This window comes from Sphingomonas sp. SAFR-052, assembly GCF_051965015.1.
Lineage (GTDB): Bacteria > Pseudomonadota > Alphaproteobacteria > Sphingomonadales > Sphingomonadaceae > Sphingomonas.
This window is the reverse complement of the sequence record NZ_JBQCMO010000009.1, coordinates 32,432-54,721: the sequence shown is the minus strand read 5'-3', so window position 1 is coordinate 54,721 and position 22,290 is coordinate 32,432. Positions and strand designations below refer to the sequence as shown.

20 protein-coding genes are annotated in these 22,290 nt (G+C 69.7%); 13 read left to right on the top strand and 7 right to left on the bottom strand.

The genetic code is table 11. The features are described 5' to 3' along the window. The first annotated feature begins 191 nt into the window (after window positions 1-191). On the top strand, window positions 192-1,127 hold the full coding sequence (locus tag ACTHQV_RS15195; protein WP_242121773.1) for a LysR family transcriptional regulator: 936 nt from the start codon (window positions 192-194) through the stop codon (window positions 1,125-1,127). On the opposite strand, the gene ACTHQV_RS15190 is transcribed toward ACTHQV_RS15195, so the two are convergent. Genes ACTHQV_RS15190 through ACTHQV_RS15165 form a run of 6 tightly spaced genes read right to left on the bottom strand, consistent with a single transcriptional unit; the run spans window position 1,078 to window position 9,417 of the window. Then, on the bottom strand, window positions 1,078-2,184 hold the full coding sequence (locus tag ACTHQV_RS15190) for a nucleoside hydrolase (protein ID WP_440491446.1): 1,107 nt from the start codon (window positions 2,182-2,184) through the stop codon (window positions 1,078-1,080). The genes ACTHQV_RS15195 and ACTHQV_RS15190 overlap by 50 nt on opposite strands. After that, entirely contained in the window at window positions 2,184-3,473 is a 1,290-nt protein-coding gene (gene guaD, locus ACTHQV_RS15185; protein WP_440491445.1) for a guanine deaminase, read from the bottom strand. Before guaD ends, ACTHQV_RS15190 begins: the two co-directional genes overlap by 1 nt. Next, window positions 3,470-4,393, bottom strand: coding sequence for a xanthine dehydrogenase accessory protein XdhC (xdhC, locus tag ACTHQV_RS15180; RefSeq protein ID WP_440491443.1), 924 nt, complete (start codon window positions 4,391-4,393; stop codon window positions 3,470-3,472). The genes guaD and xdhC overlap by 4 nt, the downstream gene beginning before the upstream one ends. After that, a complete protein-coding gene (gene xdhB, locus ACTHQV_RS15175) occupies window positions 4,390-6,657 on the bottom strand; it encodes a xanthine dehydrogenase molybdopterin binding subunit (RefSeq protein WP_440491441.1) in 2,268 nt (755 codons plus the stop codon). The genes xdhC and xdhB overlap by 4 nt, the downstream gene beginning before the upstream one ends. Next, complete coding sequence (xdhA, locus tag ACTHQV_RS15170; protein WP_440491440.1) at window positions 6,654-8,060, bottom strand: xanthine dehydrogenase small subunit; 1,407 nt, start codon at window positions 8,058-8,060, stop codon at window positions 6,654-6,656. Before xdhA ends, xdhB begins: the two co-directional genes overlap by 4 nt. 4 nt (window positions 8,061-8,064) lie before the next feature. Continuing rightward, window positions 8,065-9,417 carry an NCS2 family permease gene (locus ACTHQV_RS15165; RefSeq protein ID WP_440491439.1) on the bottom strand — a complete coding sequence of 451 codons (1,353 nt, stop codon included), beginning with the start codon at window positions 9,415-9,417 and terminating at the stop codon, window positions 8,065-8,067. Window positions 9,418-9,632: 215 nt separating this feature from the next. Between ACTHQV_RS15165 and ACTHQV_RS15160 the strand changes: the two genes are divergently transcribed. The 12 genes from ACTHQV_RS15160 (at window position 9,633) to ACTHQV_RS15105 (ending at window position 21,330) form a co-directional block, all read left to right on the top strand. Continuing rightward, the gene (locus tag ACTHQV_RS15160; RefSeq protein WP_440491438.1) at window positions 9,633-11,174 is read left to right on the top strand and encodes an adenosine deaminase; all 1,542 of its coding nucleotides are present in this window, start codon (window positions 9,633-9,635) and stop codon (window positions 11,172-11,174) included. A gap of 101 nt (window positions 11,175-11,275) precedes the next feature. Continuing rightward, window positions 11,276-11,440: a hypothetical protein gene (locus ACTHQV_RS15155; RefSeq protein ID WP_440491436.1), complete on the top strand. Its 165-nt coding sequence runs from the start codon at window positions 11,276-11,278 to the stop codon at window positions 11,438-11,440. Next, on the top strand, window positions 11,437-12,768 hold the full coding sequence (locus ACTHQV_RS15150; protein WP_440491435.1) for an AtzE family amidohydrolase: 1,332 nt from the start codon (window positions 11,437-11,439) through the stop codon (window positions 12,766-12,768). The genes ACTHQV_RS15155 and ACTHQV_RS15150 overlap by 4 nt, the downstream gene beginning before the upstream one ends. Beyond that, entirely contained in the window at window positions 12,765-14,348 is a 1,584-nt protein-coding gene (locus ACTHQV_RS15145) for a gamma-glutamyltransferase family protein (protein WP_440491433.1), read from the top strand. The genes ACTHQV_RS15150 and ACTHQV_RS15145 overlap by 4 nt, the downstream gene beginning before the upstream one ends. Next, the gene (locus tag ACTHQV_RS15140; RefSeq protein ID WP_440491432.1) at window positions 14,342-15,592 is read left to right on the top strand and encodes an allantoate amidohydrolase; all 1,251 of its coding nucleotides are present in this window, start codon (window positions 14,342-14,344) and stop codon (window positions 15,590-15,592) included. Before ACTHQV_RS15145 ends, ACTHQV_RS15140 begins: the two co-directional genes overlap by 7 nt. 37 nt (window positions 15,593-15,629) lie before the next feature. Further along, a complete protein-coding gene (locus ACTHQV_RS15135) occupies window positions 15,630-16,811 on the top strand; it encodes a pyridoxal-phosphate-dependent aminotransferase family protein (RefSeq protein WP_440491575.1) in 1,182 nt (393 codons plus the stop codon). Further along, window positions 16,808-17,710, top strand: a complete 903-nt coding sequence (puuE, locus tag ACTHQV_RS15130) for an allantoinase PuuE (RefSeq protein ID WP_440491431.1) — start codon at window positions 16,808-16,810, stop codon at window positions 17,708-17,710. Before ACTHQV_RS15135 ends, puuE begins: the two co-directional genes overlap by 4 nt. Continuing rightward, window positions 17,707-18,087 (top strand): oxalurate catabolism protein HpxZ, encoded by a 381-nt coding sequence (gene hpxZ / locus ACTHQV_RS15125; RefSeq protein WP_242121760.1) that lies wholly within the window; start codon window positions 17,707-17,709, stop codon window positions 18,085-18,087. Before puuE ends, hpxZ begins: the two co-directional genes overlap by 4 nt. Next, window positions 18,084-18,569: a 2-oxo-4-hydroxy-4-carboxy-5-ureidoimidazoline decarboxylase gene (gene uraD, locus ACTHQV_RS15120; protein ID WP_440491430.1), complete on the top strand. Its 486-nt coding sequence runs from the start codon at window positions 18,084-18,086 to the stop codon at window positions 18,567-18,569. Before hpxZ ends, uraD begins: the two co-directional genes overlap by 4 nt. After that, window positions 18,566-19,987, top strand: a complete 1,422-nt coding sequence (locus tag ACTHQV_RS15115) for an FAD/NAD(P)-binding protein (protein ID WP_440491428.1) — start codon at window positions 18,566-18,568, stop codon at window positions 19,985-19,987. The genes uraD and ACTHQV_RS15115 overlap by 4 nt, the downstream gene beginning before the upstream one ends. Continuing rightward, window positions 19,984-20,325: a hydroxyisourate hydrolase gene (gene uraH, locus ACTHQV_RS15110; protein ID WP_440491426.1), complete on the top strand. Its 342-nt coding sequence runs from the start codon at window positions 19,984-19,986 to the stop codon at window positions 20,323-20,325. Before ACTHQV_RS15115 ends, uraH begins: the two co-directional genes overlap by 4 nt. 21 nt (window positions 20,326-20,346) lie before the next feature. Then, window positions 20,347-21,330, top strand: a complete 984-nt coding sequence (locus ACTHQV_RS15105) for a bile acid:sodium symporter family protein (RefSeq protein ID WP_440491425.1) — start codon at window positions 20,347-20,349, stop codon at window positions 21,328-21,330. 52 nt (window positions 21,331-21,382) lie between these two features. Here the strand turns inward: ACTHQV_RS15105 and ACTHQV_RS15100 are convergent, their stop codons facing one another. Beyond that, complete coding sequence (locus ACTHQV_RS15100) at window positions 21,383-22,288, bottom strand: LysR family transcriptional regulator (RefSeq protein ID WP_440491424.1); 906 nt, start codon at window positions 22,286-22,288, stop codon at window positions 21,383-21,385. Window positions 22,289-22,290 lie beyond the last annotated feature (2 nt).

Here is a 22,290-nt window from a genome sequence, read left to right as displayed (position 1 = left end):
ACCGTCGCTAATGTCCCCGCCTCTCCTGTTCGCAGTCGCGCCGGTGCATGTCCGGCGTCGTCGTGCCGATCGGTCCGGTGCGGCCATCGCTATGCAGCCGCCTTCCGTCTCCGACTTGGACGTTGACGTACGGGGCGGGATCGTTGCATTCAAACGCAATGATGACGACGATCCGTTGCAAAAATTAGCGCATGCCGGCGCTGTCGCGGTTCATCCGCTATTTCATGGCCGTCGGGCGCCTCGGCTCGATCCGCCGCGCCGCCGATGAACTGTCCGTCTCGGCCTCGGCGATCGATCGCCAGATACTGAATGCCGAGGCGCGGCTGGGCGTGCAGCTGTTCGAACGGCTGCCGACCGGCTTGAGGCTGACGGCGGCGGGCGAGGTGATGATGGCGGCGGGTGGCCGCTGGCAGAAGCAGCTGGGCGACACGCTGTCGCAGATCGAGGACCTGCGCGGGCTGAAGCGCGGCCATGTCGACATCGCGGTCATCGACGCGCTGGCCAAGGGGGTGATGCCCGCCGCGATCCATGCGATCCAGCAGAGCCATCCCGGCATCACCATGGGGGTGCATGTGCTGGGCAACGAACAGGTGCGCCGCGCGATCGCGGCCAACGACGTCGATTTCGGCATTCTGTTCGATCCGCAATCCTATCAGGACCTGACGGTGCGGGCCTTTGTCGACGTGGTGCTCGGCATCGTGTCGCCGCCCTCGCATCCGCTGGCGCGCAAGGCGGAGGTGCGGTTTTCGGATTGCGACGGCCAATCGGTGATCCTGCCCGCCGCCCCGCTGGCGGTGCATCAGCAGGTCGCGGTGCTGGAGGCGACGTCGGGGGTCTCGCTCCACCGGCGGGTGACGTCGGACAATATCCAGATGATCGCGTCGCTGATCGAGGCGGGCGACAGTATCGGCATCCTGACCTCGCTCGACGTATCGACCGAGGTGCGCGCCGGCACGCTCGCCTTTACCCGGATCGTCGACAAGGTGCTGCGGCCGATGACGCTGGCGCTATGCACCGCGACTGCGCGGACGCCATCCTATGCGGCGGCGATGGTGCTGCGCGAGATCGAGGCGTGCTTCACCGGCTTCGCCTATCGCCCGCCGGGTGCGCCAGCAGCCGGAGCATGAGCGCCTCAAGGCCGGCGGGATCGATCGTGCGGACGATGTCGGCGCGCTGTTCGCCGATGCCGGGCTGATAGCCCGCGCTCCACGACAGCATGTCGCCGTAATTCGGGCCGAACTGCGTGTCGTAATCGACGAAGGCGGTGTCGCGCGCGGTGACGAGCGACGGGTCGAGCCAGATGCCGGCGGCGATTTCGTCCCAGAGCGGAAAGCCCGGTTCCATCGCACCGATCCATGCGGCGACGGCGGGCGGCGACACGGCGCGCAGCCGCGCGATCAGGGCGGGCGTCAGTTCGGTCGCGGTCGACGGGTCGGTCGGGACGATGGTGATCCGCCGCCATGGGCTGCGCGAGACGATGCTGGCGGCTTCGGGATCGAAGCGCGCATTGAATTCGCGGCGCGGCGAATGGACGAATTCGCGGGCGAACTGCGTGGCTGATACGCTGCTTAGCACCTGCCGCGGATTGAGGCTGCCGCCCATATAGACCAGTTCCTTCGCGAGGCGGGCAAAGGCGGGATCGAGCCGCTGCGCCAGCGCGAGGTTGGTCAGCGGCCCCATGGCGATGATCGTCACCTGTCCGGGATGGGCGCGGACCATGCGTAGCATGAAATTGGCGGCGATCTCGTTCGAGGGGCGGGTCGTCGGATTGCCGCCGGGCAGGTCGACCGGATCGTCGGGGCCGTGATAGGGCGGGGTGCTCTGCTGGGTCGGTTCGACCCATTGCTTCATCCACGCGCCCTTCCACGTCAGCTTGCCGTACAGCGCCTCCCAGCGTTCGGTCAGGACTTCGGAGTTGACGAGCGGATAGGTCGCGCCCTGTGCGACGGGTACCTGCAATCCCATGCGCTCGACGCCCTTCAGCGCCATGGCGGTGGCGCGATTGGCCCAGACATTGCCGCTGACGGTGGTGATGCCCAGCACCTCGACATCGGGCGCGTCGAGCAGCATGGCATGGGCGAGGCCGAAGCCTTCGTCGTCGACGATGACGAGGCGTTTCGCCGGCTGTGCCTGGGCCGGCATCGTCGCCGCCAGCAATGCCATCAGCCACAGCACTATCCGCATCACCAATTCCCCCGGTCCCAGGCGCAGTCGCCCATCACATAGGTGCGGCGTACGGTGCGGTCGTCGCCCAGCACCTGCATCGCGAACAGTCGCGTCGCCAGATCGGCCCCCGCCGTCCGCCGCGCGAGCAGCGGCGTCGCCGCGTCGTCGAGCACGACGAAATCGGCCTCCTGCCCCGGAAGGAGCGCGCCGACCCGGTCGGCGATGCCGAGCAGCGCCGCGCTGCCCCCGGTCGCCAGATACAGCGCGCGGAACGGGTCGAGCCGGACTTCGCGGGCGAGCGCCGCCTGATAGGCGACGCCGGCGGTGTGCAGCAGCGAAAAGGACGTGCCCGCGCCGATATCGCTGCCCAGCCCCAGGCGCAGCCGGTAGGCATCGGCCTGTCCGAAATCGAAGAAGCCCGATCCGAGGAACAGGTTGGAGGTCGGGCAGACTGCGATCCCCGCACCTGCCTCGGCAAGGCGCGCACAGCTGCGATCGGGCAGGTGGATGCCGTGTGCGAACACCGATCGGGGGCCGACCAGTCCGAACCGGTCATAGACGTCGAGATAGTCGTGCGCGTGCGGGAAGCGATCGGCAACGGCGGCGCATTCATATTTGTTTTCGGCTAGATGGGTGTGGAGCAGCACGTCGGGATGCGCGTCGAGCAGTTGCCCGGCTTGTACCAGCTGTTCGTCGGACGAGGTGAGGGCGAAGCGCGGCGTCACCGCATAGCCGAGCCGGCCGCGCCCGCGCCAGCGACGGATCAGCGCCTCGCTGTCGGCACGGCCGCTCGCCGGCGCGTCGCGCAGGCCATCGGGGCCGAGGTCCATCAGCACCTTGCCCGACACGATCCGCATTCGCCGGTCGAGCGCGGCGGCGAACAGCGCGTCGACCGATCCGGGATGGACGGTCGGGAACACCAGCGCGCTGGTGGTGCCATGGCGCAGCAATTCGGTCAGGAAGGCATCGGCGACCCCGGCGGCATGGACCGGATCGGCGAAGGCCATCTCGGCCGGGAAGATATGCCGCTCCAGCCAGTCGAGCAGCTGTTCGCCATGCGAGGCGATGCGGTCCATCTGCGGATAATGGACATGCGCGTCGACGAAGCCGGGGACGACGAGGCCGGGGAGGCGTTCGACCGGCAGGCCCGCAAAGCGCGGCACGAGCGTCGCATAGTCGCCGCGCGCGACGACCACGCCATCCTCGACCGCGAGCAGGCCGTCGGCTTCGTGGCGGATCGCATGGGCATCGTCGCGAGGGTCGGTCGCAACCGACAGGAGTTCGGCGCGGAACAGGCGTAGGGTCATAGATGCTCGGGCGTTGAATCAAGGGTCAGAAGCTGGGCAAGCACCGACAAAGCGATGACGTCCGGCTCCTTGCCGGGAATCGTCGCCAGCCCGATCGGGCAGGTCAGCCGGGCACGCGCGTCGGCCGACACGTCCTCGCGGGTCAGACGGGCGAGGAATCGGGCGCGCTTGGTCGCCGAGCCGATCAACCCGACATAGGCGAGCGGCGCGCGCGTCAGGGCGGCATGGGTCAGCCGATAGTCGAGACCATGGTCATGCGTCAGGATCAGCACCGCCGCGTCGGCGGGCGCATCGCCGAGGCAGGCGGGCAGACGATCCGCGTCGACGATCGTCACGCCGGGCGTCGCCGCCAGTTCGGGACGGCTGTCGAACCAGGCGAGGCGCAGCGGCAGGCCGGCGATCCGGCGGGCGATCGCCTGTCCGACATGGCCCGCGCCGAACAGATAGACCGGCCGCTGCCACTGGCCGAGCCGCTCGGACCATGTCGCGCCGGCCGCCGGGCGCTCGCCCCGCGCGGACAGCGGCACGATAGCGGCCAGCGGATCAGCGTGGCGCGCGACCTGCGTCGGATGCAGCGTGGTCGTCAGGGTCGTGGCAGCGATCCAGTCGAGCGCCGCCGGGTCGACCCGCTCGATCAACAGCCGCACCCGCCCGCCGCAGCATTGGCCGAGCAGGGGGCCGAGCGGATAATCCTGCACCCGCCATGTGCCCGGCGGATGGGAGAGGATCGCCCGCGCCTGTTCGATCGCCTGATGCTCGAGCGCGCCGCCGCCGATCGTGTCAAACGAGGCGGCATCGTCGACCACCATGCGCGTTCCCGCCCCACGCGGGGCCGAGCCTTCGGTCGCGAGCACGGTGACCAGCGCGATGCGATCGTCGGTCGCCACCCTGCGCAGCCGTTCGCGCCACGCTGCACTCATGCGCGATGCGCGGCGATGGCGCGCAGGATCGCTTCGGGCGTCGCGGGCGCATCGAGCGGGGGGAAGGCGCGGCGGTCGGGGGCGGTGGCGGCGATCGCCTCGCCCAGCGCCGACAGCACGCATTGGGCGAGCATGAACGGCGGTTCGCCGACCGCCTTCGACCGGTGGATGGTCGGTTCGACATTCTCGCCGTCCCACAACGCGATCGACAGCCGCTGCGACCGGTCGGCGGCGGTCGGGATCTTGTAGGTCGCGGGCGAATGGGTCAGCAGCCGGCCGTCATCGGCGAACACCAGTTCCTCGGTGGTCAGCCAGCCCTGTCCCTGGACGAAGCCGCCCTCGATCTGGCCGAGGTCGATCGCCGGGTTGAGCGACCGGCCGACGTCATGGAGGATATCGACCGCCAGCACGCGGTGCTCGCCGGTCAGCGTGTCGACCACCACCTCGGCACAGGCCGCGCCGTATGCGAAATAATAGAAGGGCCGCCCGCTATGCGCCGCGCGGTCATAGGCGATGTCGGGCGTCGCGTAGAAACCGGTCGAGGACAGCGACACGCGCGCCAGATGCGCCTTGCGGCACAGGGTGGCGAAGGGGATCGTCTCCGCGCCGGCGACGACGCCCGCCGGGGTGAAGCAAACGGCCTCCGGTTCGCAGCCGCCGATCGAGGCGGCGACGCCCGCCAGTCGGTCGCGGATGGTGCGCGCCGCCTCGAACGCGGCCATGCCGTTCAGGTCGGCGCCCGAGGAGGCAGCGGTGGCGGAGGTGTTGGGGACCTTGTCGGTACGGGTCGCGGTGATGCGCACCACGCCGGCCGGCACGGCGAACACGTCGGCGACGACCTGTGCGACCTTGATATACAGGCCCTGGCCCATTTCGGTGCCGCCATGGTTCAGCTGGATGCTGCCATCGGCATAGACATGGACCAGCGCGCCGGCCTGATTCAGGTGCGTCGTCGTGAAGCTGATCCCGAACTTCACGGGCGCGAGCGCGATGCCCTTCTTCAGGACTTGGTGCCGGTCGTTGAAGGCACGGACGGCGGCGCGGCGCGCGTCATAGTCGCTGTCGCGGCGCAGGCGCGCGACCAGCGCGGGCGCGATATTGTCGGCGACGGTCATGCCGTAAGGGGTGACGTCGCGGCCGGGGCCGTAGAGATTGGCGGTGCGCACGTCGAGCGGATCGCGCCCCAAAGCCGCGGCGACGACGTCGATCACCCGCTCGATCGCCAGCATCCCCTGCGGCCCGCCGAACCCGCGAAAGGCGGTGGCGGAGACGGTGTGCGTCTTCAGCCGTTCGGACAGAATCTCGACCGCGGGCAGCCAGTAGCTGTTGTCGGCATGGAACATCGCGCGGTCGTTGATCGCCGGCGACAGGTCGACCGTCGCCCCGCACCGCGACGCGAGCCGCAGGATCAGGCCGAGGATATGGCCGGCATCGTCGAACCCCACGTCATAGTCGATCTGGAAATCGTGGCGCTTGCCGGTCAGGACCATGTCGTCGTCACGGTCGCAGCGGAATTTGGCGGGGCGGCCGGTCTTGGCGGCGACCAGCGCGGCGGCAGCGGCGAAGGGGGCGGCCTGTGTCTCCTTGCCGCCGAACGCGCCGCCCATGCGCCGCACCTCGACCGTCACGTCGGCGGACGACACGCCCAGCAGGTCGGCGACCAGATGCTGGACTTCGCTGGGATGCTGGGTCGAACTGGCGATATGGACCTGTCCGTCCTCGCCCGGCCGCGCGAGCGCGACCTGACCCTCCAGATAGAAATGATCCTGGCCGCCCATCGCGAAGCCGCCCGAACGGCGATGCGCGGCGGCGGCGTCGCCGCGTGCCATGCGCTGGGTCGGCTCGATCCACGAATCGGCGGCGCGCGCATCGGCGATGGTCAGCAGCGCGGGGCGGGGGGCATAGTCGATCCTGCCGAGGCGCGCCGCGCGCCGCGCCGCATCGCGACTGGTCGCGGCGACGAGGAAGATCGGCTGTCCGCGATACAGCACCTCGCCATCGGCGAGCAGCCGGTCGTCATGCGCGACCGGGCTGACGTCGTTATGGCCGGGAATGTCGGCGGCGGTGAACACCGCGACCACGCCCGGCGAAGCGCGCACCACCGACAGGTCGATGCCGGTGATCGCGGCATGGGTCTCGGTCGATTGGCCAAAGGCGAGATGGAGCAGGTCGGCGGGTTCGGCCTCGTCATCGATATAGCGCGCCGTGCCGGTGACGTGGAGCAGCGCGCTGTCATGCGGCAGCGAGGGTTTGGGGGCCGTCATCGGCACAGCTCGTGGACCGACACCGGTTCGCCCTGTTCGCGGTGCCACAGCCGCCACAACAGATTGCCCGCCGCCTGCTGGCGATAGGCGGCGCTGCCGCGCACGTCGGTAAGCGGGTCGAAATCGTCGCGCAGCGCTTCGACGGCGCGGGCGATCGTCGCTTCGGTAAAGGGGGCGCCGGTCAGTGCCGCCTCGCACGTCGCGGCGCGGCGGGGGGTCGCCGCCATCCCGCCGAACGCGACGCGCGCGTCAACGATGGTGCCGTCGCGCATGGTCAGGTGGAACGCGCCGCATACCGCCGAAATGTCGCTGTCGAAGCGGCGCGACAGTTTCGCGATATGGACGATCGCGTCGGGGGCGGGGCGGGGGATGTGGATACGCTCGACGAATTCGCCGGGCGCGCGGTCCTGCTTGCCATAGGCTAGGAAATAATCCTCCAGCGCCAGCGTCCGCCGCTGGTCGCCCCGGCGCAGGACCACCGACGCGCCGAGTGCGATCAGCGCGGGCGGGCCGTCGCCGATCGGTGAGCCATTAGCGATATTGCCGCCGATCGTGCCGGCATTGCGCACTTGCAACCCGCCGATCCGCCGGACCAGTTCACCCAGATCGGGATGCAGCCGGGCGAGCGCGTCATGCGCCTCGGCATAGCGCACCGCCGCGCCCAGCGTGACGCCGTTCGCGTCCTCGCTGATCGTGCGCAATTCGGGGACGTCGCCGATGAATATCGGCAAATCGAGGTCGCGCAGCCCCTTCGTCACCCATAGCCCGACATCGGTCGCTCCGGCGATCAGCCGGGCATGCGGGTGCTCGATCAGCAATGCCGCCAGTTCGTCGGCGGAGCGCGGCGCGAACCAGGTCGGCGTTCCGAGGGCGTCGTTCGCCCGCAACTCGCGCAATGCCGCCGCCGTCCGCCGGTCGTCGCGTTCGATCCGCGGCACCGCGTTCGCCGCGTTGAGGATCGGGCCATAGCCGGTGCAGCGACACAGATTGCCCGCGATCACGTCGGCGACCGGGAGCTTGTGTCCCGCCGCACCCACTGCCCGGCCATAGAGCGACATGACGAAGCCCGGCGTACAGAAGCCGCATTGCGAACTGCCATTGCCCGCCATGCAGGTCTGGAGCGCGGTCGGCGCGCCGTCCTGTGCCAGGCTTTCGACCGTCAGCACCGCCTTGCCATCGACCATCGGCAGGAACAGGATGCAGGCATTGACCGCGCGCCAGGCGATGCCGTCGCCCTCGGCCTCGCCGACCAGCACGGTGCACGCACCGCAATCGCCTTCGGCACAGCCTTCCTTGGTGCCGGTGCGGCGCAGGCGATAGCGCAGGTGATCGAGCAGGGTCGCGGTCGGGGCGGCATCGGCGACCTCGACCACGCGTTCGTCGAGCAGGAAGCGGATCGTCATGGCCTCACGCCGCCCCCATCCATGCGAAGCGGGCGATGAACAGCGCGGCAAGCAGGAACAGGAACCAATCCGCACGCGTCGCCTGACCCCGCATCGCCTTCAGCACGGCATGGGCGGTGATGCCGAAGGCGAGGCCATTGGCGATCGAGAAGGTCAGCGGGATCAGCGCGACGGTGAGGAATGCCGGGATCGCCGCCAGCGGGTCGTCCCATTGTACCTCGACCAGCGGCAGCAGCATCAGCCCGCCGACGACGATCAGCGCCGGGGCGGTCGCAGCCAGCGGCACCAGCTGCGCATAGGGAGCGACGAACATGGTCAACAGGAACAGAAGGCCGGTGACGATCGCGGTCAGCCCGGTGCGCCCGCCCGCCTGCACGCCCGCCGCACTTTCGACATAGCTGGTGACGGTGCTGGTCCCCGCCACCGCGCCGACCATGGTCGCGACCGCATCGGTCAGCAGGATGCGGTTCAGCCGGGGAATACGCCCGGCGGCGTCGATCAGCCCGGCGCGCTTGGTCACCGCGACCAGCGTGCCGATATTGTCGAACAGGTCGACGAACAGGAACACGAACAGGATTTCGAACAGGCCGAGGCCATGCCGCCCGCCCGCGCCGAACACACCGGGCAGGTCGATACGGAACGCGGTCTGCGTCAACATCGTCAGGCTATAGGGTTCGGGGGTCATCGTGACCTGTCCGGTCAGCCATGCGACGATGGTCGTGGCGACGATCCCGATCAGCATCGCGCCGCGCACGTTCCAGATACTCAGCCCCGCGATCAGCAGCAGTCCGAGCAGCGCCAGTGCCGCGCCCGGCGCGGTCAGCGGCCCCAGCGCGACGAGCGTCGCCGGGCTGGCGACGACTATCCCCGCATTGCGCAGGCCGATAAAGCCGATGAACAGGCCGATCCCACCCGCGACCGCCGCGAACAGATGCGGCGGGATGACCGACACGATCAGTTGCCGCACCCCGGTCAGCGTCAGGATCAGGAAACACACGCCCGAAATGAACACGCAGCCGAGCGCCACCGGCCACGGGATTCCCATCTGCTGCACGACGGTGAAGCTGAAATAGGCGTTCAGTCCCATGCCCGGTGCCAGCGCCAGCGGCACATTGGCGACCAGTCCCATCAGGATCGAGGCGAAGGCGGCGGCGAAGCAGGTGGCGGCGGCGACCGCTGCGACCGGCATCCCCGCCTGTCCCAGGATCGCCGGATTGACCAGCACGATATAGGCCATGGTCAGGAAGGTGGTGGTGCCGGCGAGGATTTCGGTCCGCGCCGACGTGCCGCGTTCGGACAGCTGGAACCGGCGTTCCAGCATCGTCGCCGTCGGTCGTGCCGATATCGTGTCTGTCATGCCGTCCCCCGGAACCCGCCCTGCCGCCGTCATGCCAGCAGCCATGCGCGCGATCTACCGCAATGAACGGCATTCCGCGTTGCAAAAATGAGAGCGGGCAAGCCTGCGCGGTTTCCGGCAACGCAACGTGCCGGATATTGCGATGGGCGCGAGCGGGCACCGTCCCTAGACCATCCGCCGAGGGCGCCGGCGGGCCGGCATGAAGGGGGACAGCGATGAACGACCGTTGCAGCAACGGCCGCGCCGCCATGCGCGCAAGCGTGGCGGGATTGATCTTGACGCTGGCGGCGGCATTGCTGGGCGGTGCCGCGCCGGCTCCCGCCACACCCGAAGCACGGACCGCGGCGTATCTCGACAGTATCGCCGACAGCCCGCCGCGCCTACGCATCTTCCTGCAGACGATGCCCAAGGGCGGCGACCTGCACAATCATGCCGGTGGCGCGGTCTATGCCGAGGATATCCTTGCCTGGGCGGCGGCGGACGGGCTGTGCCTGTCGATCGATCCGCCGGGGCTGGCGCCGCCGCCCTGCGACGCGCCGGGACGGGTCGCGGCGGCCGAGCTGACCCGCGACTATCGGCGCTACGCCGGCTTCGTCGACGCCTTTTCGACGCGCGGGTTCGAGGCGGGGACCGGCGATCCGCGCGTGTCGGGCTATGATCGGTTCTTCGCAACGTTCGACGCCTTCTGGCCGATCGCGGCGCGCCATGCAGGCAAGGTGCTGGCGCTGACCCGGCAGCAGGCGGCGGCCGATGGCGTGTCCTATGCCGAACTCAGCACCGGTGCGGGGCTGACGCCCGAACTGGCGAAAGTCGCCGAGGGCGATGTCGGCGATCTGGCGGCGCTGTATGCGCGGATCGCCCCCGAACTGCCGGCTGCGGTACGGGCGATGCGCGCGCGCTATGACGGGTATGAAGCGGAGATGGCAACGATCGACGGCTGCACCACGCCCGAGCCCAAACCCGCCTGCGCGACCGAGATCCGGTACCAGATCGCCGCGATCCGCACCCGGCCGCCGGCACAGGTCTTTGCCGAACTGGCGCTGGGCTTCGCGATGGTCGGGGCCGATCCGCGGTTCGTCGGCGTCAACATCGTCGCGCCCGAACATGACCCGGTGGCGCTGCGCGATTACCGGCTGCACATGCGGATGTTCCGGTTTCTGAAGGAACGCTTTCCCGCGGTGCCGCTGTCGCTGCATGCCGGTGAACTGACCATCGGGCTGGTGCCGCCGCGCGATCTGGCGTTCCATGTCGCGGATGCGGTGGCGGTCGCGGGAGCGCGGCGGATCGGGCACGGCGTCGACATCTCCTATGAAACCGATGCGCGGGCGCTGCTCGCCCGCATGGCGCGCGACCGGGTGGCGGTGGAGGTCAACCTGACCAGCAACGCGGTGATCCTGGGCGTGAAGGGTCGCGACCATCCGCTGTCGCTGTACCGACAGGCAGGCGTGCCGGTCGTGCTGTCGACCGATGACGAAGGCGTCGCGCGCAGCGACATGACCAACGAATATCTGCGCGCGGTGACCGAACAAGGGCTGCGCTACCGCGACCTGAAGCAGATCGCGCGCGATTCGCTGCATTATGCGTTCCTGCCCGGCGGCAGCATCTGGCAGGACCGCGCCGGTGGTCCGCGCATCGCCGCCTGCGGCATGCTCGACGCGCCCGCGTGCCGCACCTTCCTGACCGGCAACCACAAGGCGCGGCTCGAAGCGCGGCTCGAGCGCGATTTCGCCGCGTTCGAGACACAGCGCTTCGATTGAGTGCGCGAAAAATGCGTTCGCTCGGAGCGCAATATTGCGCTTCTGCCAAGCGGTTCGGCGACGCTACCCATCGCATCGACAGCAAGCGGGGAGACGGCGGCATGACCCAGGCGACGGAAGACGAACGGCGGCTCGCCCTGTTGCTGGCCGATCGGATCGGGATGGTCCTGCCGGCGGCGGCGCTCGACGGCGTGGTCGCCAACCAGCGGTTGCTGGCGCGCCATCACGAAACGGTCCGCGCCGCACTGGCGGAGGAGCCGCGATGAGCGCCACCGCCATCGCCGCCGAGGTGCGCGCCGGCCGCCGCACGGCGCGTTCGATCGCGATCGAGACGCTCGACCGCATCGGCGCGCAAGGGGCGCTGAACGCCGCCACCCGGCTGCTGCGCGACCGGGTACTGGCCGATGCGGCGCGGGTCGATGCGATGGTCGCCGCCGGCCGCGATCCGGGGCCATTGGCCGGCGTGCCGTTCGCGGTCAAGGACCTGTTCGACGTGGCCGGCGAGCCGACCACCGCCGGTGCGCGGCAATTGGCGGGGGCACCGCCGGCCGCGTGCGATGCCGAGGTCGTGGCACGGCTGTGCGCGGCGGGTGCGGTGCTGGTCGCTACGGCCAATATGGACGAATTCGCCTATGGCTTTTCGACCGAGAACGCGCATTTCGGCACCACTCGCAACCCGCATGATCCCGAGCGACTGGCGGGCGGATCGTCGGGCGGGTCGGCGGCGCTGGTCGGGGCCGGGCTGGTGCCGCTGGCGCTGGGGTCGGACACCAACGGATCGATCCGCGTGCCGGCGAGCCTATGCGGTGTGTTCGGGCTGCGACCGACCTTCGGCGCGGTGCCGGTCGCGGGGGTCTATCCCTTCGTCGAGCGTCTCGACACGGTCGGCTGCTTCACCCGTTCGGTCGAGGACATGGCGATCGCCCATGCGGTGATGGCCGGCGCGCCGTTATTACCGGGTGGCGGGGCAGGGCGGGTCGCGCCGTTAGGCGGCTGGTTCGCGCAACGTGCCGAGCCTGCCGTGCTCGCCGGGATCGATCGTATCGCCCGGCATCTGGACGCCGGACCGCCGGTCGTGCTGCGGTCGGCGGCGGCGGCGCGATCGGCGGGGTTCGTGCTGACCGGGGCGGAGGGTGGCCATCGCCATCTGCCGGCGTTGCGTCGCGATGCGATGGCGTTCGATGCCGGCACGCGCGACCGGTTGATCGCCGGCGCGTTGCAGCCGGTGGCGGCAGTGCGCGAGGCGGAGGCGGTCGCCGCGCGCTTCACCGACGAATTGCTGGAGGCGCTGGCGACGCACGACCTGCTGCTCGCCCCGGCGACGCCGATGGCCGCGCCGCGCATCGATGCGACGACGATCGTGATCGATGGCCAGTCGCTGTCGGCGCGCGCCGATCTGGGGCTGCATACCCAGCCGCTGAGCCTGGCCGGGGTGCCGATCCTGTCGGTGCCGCTGGCACAGGCAGGGGCGATGCCGATCGGGGTGCAGCTGATCGCCGCGCCGGGGCGCGAGGCGCTGTTGTTCGATACCGCGGCGGAGTTGGTCGCGGCGGGGCTGGTCGCCTGTCGGAGCGCACTGGCGGTGGCGGCATGACGCGCGCGACGCCCCGGGCGCTGCGCGGCATGGTCAGCGCGCCGCATCACCTTGCCGCACAGGCCGGGCGCGACGTGCTGGCCGATGGCGGCAGCGCGGTCGAGGCGGCGGTGGCGACCGCCGCGTGCCTTGCCGTCGTCTATCCGCACATGACCGGGATCGGCGGCGACGGTTTCTGGCTGGTCGCCGAGCCCGATGGCAGCAACTGGGCGATCGATGGCTGCGGCCCGGCGGCGATGGCGGCCGGTCCCGATCTGTACCGCGACCATGCGACGATCCCGTGGCGCGGCGGCCTGGCGGCGAATACGGTCGCGGGCACCGTCGCGGCATGGCAGGCGGCGTTGGCACGGAGCGGATCGACGCTGCCGCTCGACCGGTTGCTGCGCGATGCGATTTATCATGCACGGACCGGCGTGGTCGTCACCCCGGGCGGGGCACAGGTCGCCGCCAGCGTTTCGGCGGCGTTGCGCGATCTGCCCGGCGACTATGCACGGGTCTTCGAACCCGATGGCCGGCCGTTGCGGGAGGGCGAGGTGCTGCGGCAGCCGGCGCTCGCGACGACGCTCATGCGACTGGCGGCGGACGGGCTGGACGGTTTCTATCGCGGTGCGTTGGCACAGTCGATTGCGGAGGATTTGGGGCGTCTGGACAGTCCGTTGGCGGCGGACGATCTCACCGGGTTCGCCGCGCGGGAGGTGGCGCCGCTGACCGTCGCGATCGACGGCGCGCGCCTGTTCAACCTGCCACCGCCGACGCAGGGGGTGGCGTCGCTGCTGATCCTCGCGCTGTTCGACCGGTTGCGCGCGACCGAGGCCGACGGGTTCGACCATGTCCACCAGCTGGTCGAGGCGACGAAACAGGCGTTTCGCTGGCGCGACGCGCATGTCGGTGATCCGGCGACGATGGCGCAGGATGCGCAGGCATTGCTCGATGATGCCGGCGCGCTCGACCGCATGGCCGCCGCGATCGAGCCGGCCCGTGCCGCCCCCTGGCCGCATCCGCCGGCGCTGGGCGATACGACATGGTTCGGCGCGGCCGATGCGCGCGGGCAGGTGGTCAGCTGTATCCAGAGCACCTATTTCGAATTCGGATCGGGCATCGTCCTGCCGCAGACCGGGATTACCTGGCAGAATCGCGGCTGTTCGTTCGCGCTCGCTGGCGACGGCCCCAACCGGCTGCGCCCCGGAGCGCGGCCGTTCCATACGCTCAATCCGGCGCTCGCCCGCTTCGACGATGGCCGGGTCATGGCCTATGGCACGATGGGTGGCGAGGGGCAGCCGCAGACGCAGGCGGCGATCTTCAGCCGCCATGTGCGGTTCGGCCAGTCGTTGCAGGCGGCGATCGATGCACCGCGTTGGCTGCTCGGACGGACCTGGGGCGATCCGAGTACGACGCTGAAGATCGAGGCCGGGTTCGATCCCGCGCTCTACGCGCAACTGGCGGAGGCGGGACATACGGTCGAGCAGGTGCCGGCATGGTCGGCGATGATGGGCCATGCCGGGGCCGTCCTCCGCCACCCCGACGGCGTGCTCGAAGGGGCGAGCGATCCGCGCAGCGACGGGATGGTCGCGACATGGTGACACCATCGGGCGCACGGGCGGCGGCACGCTGCCTCGAACTGTCGCGCGCGCCGTATAGCGACCGGGCCGACCGGCTGTTCCGGGGCTGGCTGACCCCGGCCTATCGCGCGACGATCGAGCGGGTCGGGGCGTGGATGACCGATGCGGGTATGACCGTGCGCCGCGACCCCGCAATCAACCTGATCGGCCGGTACGAGGGCGCGACGCCCGCTGCGCCCGCTTTGGTCATCGGCAGCCATCTCGACAGCGTGCGTGACGGCGGTGCCTATGACGGGCCGCTGGGGGTGATGCTCGGCATCGAATGCGTCGCGGCGCTCCATGCCGAAGGGCGACGGCTGCCCTTCGCGATCGAGGTGATCGGCTTCGGCGACGAGGAGGGATCGCGCTTTCCCGCCGCGATGCTCGGCAGTCGCGCGGTGGCGGGCACGCTTTCGCCCGGTGCCGCCGACATGGCCGATGCGGCGGGGGTCAGCGTCGATGCGGCGCTGCGCGAATTCGGCAGCGATGCCGCGTCGATCGCCACCGCCGCCCGCGCGCCGGGCACGATGCTCGCCTATCTGGAAGCGCATATCGAACAGGGACCGGTGCTGGAGGCGGAGGGGCTGGCGCTCGGCACCGTCACCGGCATCGCCGCGCAGCTGCGGCTTGCTGCCACGGTGACCGGCGTCGCCGGCCATGCCGGGACGGTGACGATGCCCCTGCGCCGCGACGCGCTGGCCGCCGCCGCGCGCATGGTGACGGCCATCGAGGAGATCGCCGTTGCCGCCGCCTCCGATCTGGTCGCGACGGTCGGGCGGATCGAGGTCGCGCCGGGGGCCGCGAACGTGATCGCGGGCGAGGTGCGCTTCACCATCGACATACGCGCCGGTGCCGCCGACCGCCGCGACCATGCCGCTGCGGCGATCCGGGCGGAGATGGAGCGCATTGCCGCGGAACGGGGGGTGACGCTCGACCTCGCGACGATCCACGACCTGCCGCCCTGTCCGTGCGATCCGCGGCTGATGGACCTGCTCGACGCGGCGATCATCGCCACCGGACAGGCGTCGCGGCGGCTGCTGTCGGGGGCGGGGCATGACGCGATGGCGATGGCGGCGCTGGGGCCGGTGGCGATGCTGTTCGTGCGTTGCGCCGGCGGGATCAGCCATCATCCGGCCGAGCATGTCGATCCGGCCGACGCCGATGCCGCCTTTGCCGCGATGCGCGGCTTCATCGATCGATTGGGAGACGAAAAACGTGACGCCTGACCTGTTCGGGGAGATCGATCCGCCGCAGCGGCTGTTGATGGGGCCCGGCCCGGTCAACGCCCATCCCCGCGTGCTGCGCGCGATGAGCGCCGACCTGCTCGGCCAGTTCGACCCGGAAATGACCGGCTATATGAACCAGGTGATGGCGCTGTACCGGCCGGTGTTCGGGACGGACAATCACTGGACCTTCCTGATCGACGGGACTGCGCGGGCGGCGATCGAGGCGTCGTTGGTGTCGCTGCTGGCGCCGGGCGACCGGTTGCTGGTGATCGATTTCGGCCGGTTCGGGCTGTTGCTGCAGGAAATCGGCGAGCGCATCGGCGCGACGGTCGAACGGCTGTCAGTGCCATGGGGACAGACGGTGCCGATCGACGCCATCGCCGATGCGATCGAACGGACCGGGCCGATGGTCGTCGCCTGCGTCCATGGCGATACTTCGACGACCATGGCGCAGCCGTTGGACGGGGTGGGCGAATTGTGCCGGGCGGCGGGCGCCTATCTCTATGTCGATGCGACCGCGACCATCGGCGGCATGGAGATCGCCAGCGATCGCTGGGGCGCGGATATCGTCACCGGCGGCCTGCAGAAATGCCTGGGCGGGCCATCGGGATCGGCACCGATCACCATTTCCGATCGCGCTGCCGAGCGCATTCTCGGCCGGCGTCATATCGAAAAGGGCATTCGCCGCGACGACATCGCCGACGCTGCGGGCGTGCGGATCGGCACCAACTATTTCGATCTCGCCATGATCATGGATTATTGGTCGGACAAGCGCCTCAACCACCATACCGAAGCGACGACGATGCTGTACGGTGCGCGCGAATGTGCCCGCGTGGCGCTGGGTGAGGGGTTGCCGGCGCGGTTCGCGCGCCATGCGGCGGCGGGGCGTGCGGTGGTGGCGGGTGCGCGCGCGCTGGGGCTGGAGGTGTTCGGCGACGAGCGCTTCCGCATGACCAACGTCACCGGCATCCATATCCCGGACGGCATCGATGGCGAGCGGGTCCGCGCGCGGATGCGCGAGGATTTCGAGATAGAGATCGGCACCGCCTTCGGACCCTTGCAGGGCAAGGTCTGGCGGATCGGGGCGATGGGCTACAACGCTACGAAGCACAAGGTGCTGCTGACGCTGGCGGCGCTGGAGGCGGTGTTGCGGGCCGAGGGGCTGACGCTGCCCGCCGGGGCGGGGGTCGATGCCGCGCTCGAAAGCTATGCCGCATGACCGGCGAACGCGACCTGATCGGCTATGGTGCCACGCCGCCCGATCCGCGCTGGCCCGGCGGGGCGCGGGTCGCGGTGCAGTTCGTCGTCAATGTCGAGGAGGGCGCAGAAAATTGCGTCCTGAACGGCGATGCCGGGTCGGAGGCGTTCCTGTCGGAAATGGTGGGGGCCTCCAGCCATCCCGCGCGCGCCATGGCGATGGAAAGCCTGTACGAATATGGCGCGCGCGCCGGCTTCTGGCGGCTGCACCGCCTGTTCGCCGAACGGCAGGTGCCGGTTACCGCCTTCGCGGTGGCGACCGCGATGGCCGCCAATCCGCCGGCGGTCGAGGCGATGCTGGCGGCGGATTGGGAGATCGCCAGCCACGGCCTGCGCTGGATCGATTACCAAACTGTCCCGCCCGAGGTCGAACGCGCGCATATCGCCGAGGCGATCGCGCTGCACACCCGGCTGACCGGCACGCGCCCGCTCGGCTGGTATCAGGGGCGGACCTCGCCCGCGACCGGGGCGCTGGTCGCCGCGGAGGGCGGCTTCGTCTACGACGCCGACAGCTATGCCGACGACCTTCCCTATTGGGATCGTCGCCATGCCGCGGCCAATGGCGGGCGGGCGCAGCTGATCGTGCCCTATACGCTCGACGCCAACGACATGAAGTTCGTCGCCTATAACGGCTTTGCCGATGGCGAGCCGTTCTTCCGCTATCTGCGCGATAGCTTCGAACAGTTGCGCGCCGAGGGCGGGCGGATGATGTCGGTCGGCCTGCACGGGCGTATCGCCGGCCGGCCCGGTCGGGCGGCGGCGCTGGCCCGCTTCGTCGACCATGTGATCGCCAGCGGCGATGCGTGGATCGCGCGCCGCATCGATATCGCCCGACATTGGCAACAGGCGCACCCGGCATGACGATCGACGATCCGCAGGTGGTGGCCGAGGTAACGGCGGCCTTCCATGCCTACGAGGCGGCCCTGATGGCCGATGACGTGCCGGCGATGGACCGGCTGTTCCACGATCATCCGTCGACGATCCGCTATGGCGTGGGCGAGGTGCTGTACGGCGCGGAGGCCATTCGCGCCTTCCGCAAGGGGCGCGGCGGATCGCCGCAACGCCGGCTCGGCACAGTCGCGATCCACGCTTTCGGCCGCGACTTCGCCACCGCCAATGCGGAGTTCTTCCGCGAGGGGGACGCGCGGCGCGGGCGGCAGAGCCAGAGCTGGGTGCGTTTTGCCGATGGCTGGAAGGTTGTCGCCGCGCATGTCTCGATCGAGGGGACCGGATCGTGACCGATTTCAACACGTTGTCGGACCGGGATTTCGTCACGCGCTACGCCAGCGTGGTCGAGCATTCGCCATGGGTGATCGAACGGGCGGCGGCGCGACGGCCGTTCGACGACCTAGCCCAGGGCATAATTGCCGTCCTCGCCGATGCGACGCCCGAGGAACGCCTGTCGGTGATCCGCGCCCATCCCGAACTGGCCGGGCGCGCGGCGATCGCGGGCACGCTGACCGCCGCATCGCAGAGCGAACAGGCATCGGCCGGGCTGGACCGGATGACACCCGAGGCGTTCGAACGCTTTCACAGCCTCAACGCCGCCTATCGCGAGCGGTTCGGCTTTCCCTTCGTCATCTGTGTCCGGCGGACCGACCGCGCGGGGATATTGCGGGCGATGGCGGACCGGCTGACCAACGATGCCGAGACCGAGGTGGCGACCGCGATCGACGAAATCGGCCATATCGTCCGCCTGCGACTGGAGACGCTGTCATGACCCCACCCATCGGCCTTGCCGCATTGGCGGAACAGGTCGCGACCGACCTCGAACGGCTTGCCTTTGGCGGCCCGGCATGGACCATGGCGCAAACGAGCACGGACGGCCATGTCCATGACGTCGTCATCGTCGGCGGCGGGCAGAGCGGCCTTGGCGCCGCATTCGGGCTGATGCGCGAACGGGTAACCGACATCGTCGTGCTCGACGAGAGTCCGGCGGGCTATGAGGGACCGTGGGACACCTATGCGCGGATGATGACGCTGCGCACGCCCAAGCATCTGACCGCGATCGACCTCGGGATACCGTCGCTGACCTTCCGCGCCTTCTGGGAGGCGCAGCACGGGCGCGCGGGCTGGGACGCGCTCGACAAGATTCCGCGCCGCGACTGGATGGCGTATCTGCGCTGGTACCGGGCGGTGCTGAAGCTGCCGGTGCGCAACGAGGCGCGGGTCACGCTGGTCGAGCCGCTCGGCGGGCGGTTCCGCATCCATCTGGCGGAGGGGGGGGCATTGCTCGCGCGCAAGGTCGTGCTGGCGACCGGGATCCAGGGCGGCGGGCATTGGCATGTCCCGCCGCTGGTGCGCGACCGGCTGCCGCCAAGCCGGTATGCGCATACCTCGGCGGCGATCGACTATGCGACGCTGGCCGGCCAGCGCATCGCGCTGCTAGGGGCGGGGGCGTCGGCGTTCGACAATGCCCATGCCGCGCTGTCGGCCGGGGTGGGGGAGGCGCATGTCTTCGTCCGCCGCCCGGCGCTGCCGCGCGTCAACCCGATCCGGCATATGGAGCGCAGCGGCATCATCGGCCGCTTTCCCGCGCTCGACGATGCCGCCAAGTACCGGATGATGGCTGCGTTCTTTGATCGCAGCCAGCCACCGACCAACGACACGTTCGACCGGGCATCGGCGCTGCCCGGCTTCCACCTGCATCTCGGTACGCCATGGCTCGACGTCGCCGAAACCGACGCCGGTGTCGCGATCACCACGCCGCACGGGACCGAGACGTTCGATTTTCTGGTCCTGTCGACCGGCCTCGTCACCGATCCGGCGCTGCGGCCCGAACTGGCGCTGGTCGCCGACGGCATCGCCCGCTGGTCGGACCGCTATCGCCCGGTGGAGGGAGACAATCCGCTGATCGATGCGCATCCCTATCTGGGACCGAATTTCCAGTTCCTGCCGCGCACATCGGACGATGCGGCGCAGCTGCACGGGCTGTTCGCATTCAACTATTCGGGGCTGATCAGCCTTGGCCTGTCGGCATCGGCGCTGTCGGGGCTGCGCCATGCGCTGCCGCGCCTGGTGGCGGGGGTGGCGGATCAGCTGTTCCTCGACGATCGCGATGCGATGATCGCCGCCTATCTCGATTATGACGAACCCGAATTCGTCGGCACCTGGCCGCGCGGCGAGGCGGCGGCATGAGCGCGACGCTGTCGACGCATGTGCTCGACACCGCGCATGGCCGTCCGGCGGCGGGGATCGCGGTCACGCTGTTCGACGGCCAGCGCGCGCCGTTGTTCACCGGCGTGACCAATGGCGATGGCCGCTGTCCCGAGCTGGCGACGCTGCGCCTGTCGCCGGGACGCCATGCGCTGCGCTTCGCCGCGGCCGACTATTTCCGCAGCATCGGCGTGCCGCTGGCCGATCCCCCGTTCCTCGACCGGGTGACGATCGATTTCGGCATCGCGCAGGACGGTGGCCATTATCATGTGCCGTTGCTGGTTTCGCCCTACAGCTATTCGACCTACCGGGGCAGCTGATCCCCCGACCGGAGTACCCCGATGATCCGCCGTCTGCTCGCCACGATCGAGCCCTATATCCTGATGCTGCTGGCGACGGTGGTGATCGCGACGGTGTTGCCGCCGCGCGGGGTCGGGGTGCCGATCTTCGACGTCGCCGCCGATACCGCGATCGTCGCGCTGTTCTTCGTCCATGGCGCGAAATTGTCGCGCAGTGCGTTGCTGGCGGGGGCGCGGCACTGGCGGCTGCACCTCGCCATCCTTGCGGTCAGCTTCGTGCTGTTCCCGATCCTCGGCCTCGCCATTACCGGCAGCGGCCTGCCCGCGCCCGACCTCGCGACGGGGCTGTTGTTCCTGACGCTGCTGCCATCGACGGTACAGTCGTCGATCGCGTTTACTGCGATCGCGCGCGGCAATGTCGCGGCGGCGGTGTGCAGCGCGTCGCTGTCCAACCTGCTCGGCATCGCCCTCACGCCCGCGCTGGCGGCGCTGCTGCTGCCCGGTACCGGCGGCGTCGACCTGTCGTTCGACAGCGTCCGCGCGATCGTGCTGCAATTGCTGGTGCCGTTCGCGGCGGGGCATCTGCTGCGGCCGTGGATCGGCGACTGGATCGCCGCGCGCAAGCGGCTGGTCACCACGCTCGACCGCGGATCGATCCTGCTGGTCGTCTATACCGCGTTCGGCGCGGCGGTGGTCGAGGGGCTGTGGTCGCAGGTCGGGGCGATCGAACTGGCCGAACTGGTCGGGTGGTGCGCGGCGCTGCTGGCGGTGGTGCTGGTGCTGACCGGGCTGATCGCGCGCGCGATGAAGCTCGACCCCGCCGATGCGGCGGTGATGCGCTTCTGTGGATCGAAGAAGAGCCTCGCGACCGGTGTGCCGATGGCGGGCGTGCTGTTCCCGCCGGCGCAGGTCGGGGTCGTGCTGTTGCCGGTGATGGTGTTCCACCAGTTGCAGCTGATCGCCTGCGCCTTCCTCGCGCGCAGGCTCGCCAACGCGGCCGACGCGGCGGAGGCGAGCAGCGTCTGATCCGGCAAAGCCGGAGCGGGCCGGTGCCGCTTCCACGCAAGTGGATCAGGGCCTATTCCGCCAGTTCGCCGAATTCTTCCTTCAGCATGTCGACGAAGCTGCTGAGATAAATCGGCAGCACCCGCCCGCGTTGCAGCAGGATCGACACCCCGGCCGGGCGGACGATACCGTCGGCCAGCGGAATCCAGCACAGCTCGCCCGCCGCCAGTTCGCGCTCCAGCCCGATCCGCGAGAGAAAGGCGATGCCGACCCCGGCGCGTACGAGCCGCTTGAGCGTGTCGATCCGTTCGACCGTGGCGACCCGGCGGAACGGCACGTCACTCATGTCGAACAGGTCGAACAGCACGCTCTGTTTCAGCCAGTCGTCGTTCGGCGTTACCACCGCATGCGGGATGCAGTCGGGCAGCGTCACCCGCTCGAGCTCGGCCAGCGGATGGCCCGGCGGCACGATCACGCCGATCGGCGTCTGGACATGCGCGACGGTGGCGGTGCGCGCGGTGCCGGTCAGGTCGAAGGCGCAGATGACGTCGGCATCCTTCGACAGCAATTCCGCCTTAACCCGATGATTGTCGGCGGCGAGCAACGAGAACTCGATCAGCGGATAGCGTTGCTGATAGCGGGCGATGGTCCGCGGGACGAGATCGTCGGCAAGGCTTTCGGCGGCGGCGATGCGGATCAGCCCCCGCTCGCCACCGCGCAGCCGCAGCATCTCGTGGCGCAGCGTAACGCTTTCGCGTTTCCAGCGGCGGATATAGCCGAGCAGCGCCTCCCCCGCCGCGGTCGGGCGGATGCCGCGCGGCATGCGGACGAACAGCTGTACGTCGAGCTCATCCTCCAGCTGCAATAGCTGGCGATTGACCGCCGACGACGCGATGTTGAGCGATTCCGCCGCCTTGCGGATCGACCCTTCGCGGATCGCCCGGTCGAAATAGATCAATCCCGTCTTGATAAGGACCATCG